The sequence below is a fragment of the Burkholderia sp. E168m23 genome (assembly GCF_016586125.1).
In the GTDB taxonomy this organism is placed as follows: domain Bacteria; phylum Pseudomonadota; class Gammaproteobacteria; order Burkholderiales; family Burkholderiaceae; genus Burkholderia; species Burkholderia orbicola.
The window spans coordinates 1-1,736 of record NZ_BCPP01001212.1 but is presented as its reverse complement, the minus strand read 5'-3'; the positions used below and the strand labels follow the sequence as shown (position 1 = coordinate 1,736).

Below are 1,736 nucleotides of genomic sequence, written 5' to 3'. Positions count from 1 at the left end.
GGTGGTGCACGACCACAGCGTCTGCTCCTCGATCAGGCCCGACACGATCGGGCCGTTCGGTTCGCCGCGATGCTGGCCGACCGGGATGCCCGGCGACGGGCTGCCTGCGTATGCCGCATCGGAGCCGCCGGCCATCCCGACCACGAGATCCTGGATCAGCTTCTTCGGATTCAGCGGCTGGCCCGACGCGAACGCGGGGCACGCGGCTTCGCACTTGCCGCACTGCACGCATGCGTCGAAGCTCAGCAGCTGGTTCCAGCGGAATTCGACCGGCTTCGCGACGCCGTACTCCTGGTGCTCGATGTCCGGCAGCTTCAGCGCGGTCGGCGGCGTGGCCGTGCCGTTGCCGGTGAACGATTCGCGCGTGGCCGCGAAACGCTCCTGGCGCGGGTGGAACGCGAGATGCAGCAGCCCGGCGATCGCATGCTTCATCGGGCCGCCCTTCGCGGCGCCGACCGTCATCGTGAACGCGCCGACGCCGATCAGCAGCGCGCAGAGCACCGCGAACGCACCCGACATCGCGCCGGTCGGCACCAGCATGAACAGCACGAGACCGAGCGCGAACGAACCGAGCAGCCAGGGCAGCGTATTCCACGGGCCGCGCGACAGGCGCGCCGGCACGTCCTTCGCCGCGCGTCGACGCCACACGAACACCGCGCCGACCAGCATCGCGAGCGCCGCGAGGAAGATCAGCTTGTCGAGCCACGGCGAGTAGATCGCGAGGCCGTAGTTGACGAACACCAACGCGAGCGCGCCGATCGCGCCGCCGGCGGTCGCGACGTGGGTCTTCGCGATGTACGGATCGCGGGCGACCACATGGTGCAGGTCGACGAAATAACGCTTCGGGATCGCGAACAGGTTCGCGACGCCGAACGAGCCGGGCGCCGTGGCGCGGCCCAGACGCCAGTAGGACGAGCGCTTCGCGACCGCGAACGCGAGCCCCGCCACCGACAGCCACAACAGGGCGGTAATGAGGAAGGACGGGTTCATCTTTTAGAAATCCTTCACGAGACGCAGCGAGTCGTAGATCGCACCGTGGACGTTGTGCATCGAGATGCAGTCGCCGACACGGAACAGCAGGAAGCGGCCGTTGCCGAGTTCTTCCGACAGGCACGGCTGCGGCTCGGCTGCGAACAGCGTGTGCGGATCGATCTGGCCGCGGTTCACCGATTCCGGCTTGAGCTTCCAGTACAGCTCGTCGTTCGGCGACGAGCCGTTCTCGATCACGACCTGGTCGACCGCGCGCTCTTCCAGTTCTTCCGTGTACTCGTTACGCAGCACGGCGATCATCTTGCCGTTCTCTTCATAGACGCGATCGAGCATCGTGTTCGGCGTCGGAATCACGCCGAACGCGTACAGGCGGCGATAGAAGATCGGGAACGTCGTGCCGCCGCAATCGTCGGCCACCTTCACGTCGGGCGTCACCACCTCGACCTTCGAGCCGCGGCTCGCCATGAAGTCGGCCACGCCCGCGCCCGCATGGGTGCTCACGCCGTCGAACAGCAGCACGTTCTGCTTCGGCTCGACCGTGCCGGTCAGGATGTCCCACGCGCTGACGGCGAGCCCTTCGGCCACGCCCCACGCCGGCACCTGCCACGTGAAGCTCGACCCGCCCGTCGCGAGCACGACGATGTCCGGCTTCTCGGCCATGATCATCTTCTCGTCGGCGGCCACACCGAGGCGCCGGTCCACACCCAGACGCTTCGTTTCCATGTCGAACCAGCGGATGATCCCCG

Annotated in this window: 1 protein-coding gene and 1 pseudogene; both read right to left on the bottom strand. The window is 67.4% G+C overall.

Annotation, left to right across the window (positions count from 1 at the left end; all coding sequences use genetic code 11):
• The coding region (locus JMF90_RS35785) for a (Fe-S)-binding protein (protein ID WP_201326222.1) at window positions 1–990 on the bottom strand (990 nt) is incomplete at its 3' end.
• A gap of 3 nt (window positions 991–993) precedes the next feature.
• Window positions 994–1,736: pseudogene (locus tag JMF90_RS35780) on the bottom strand (N-methylproline demethylase); the annotation flags it as partial.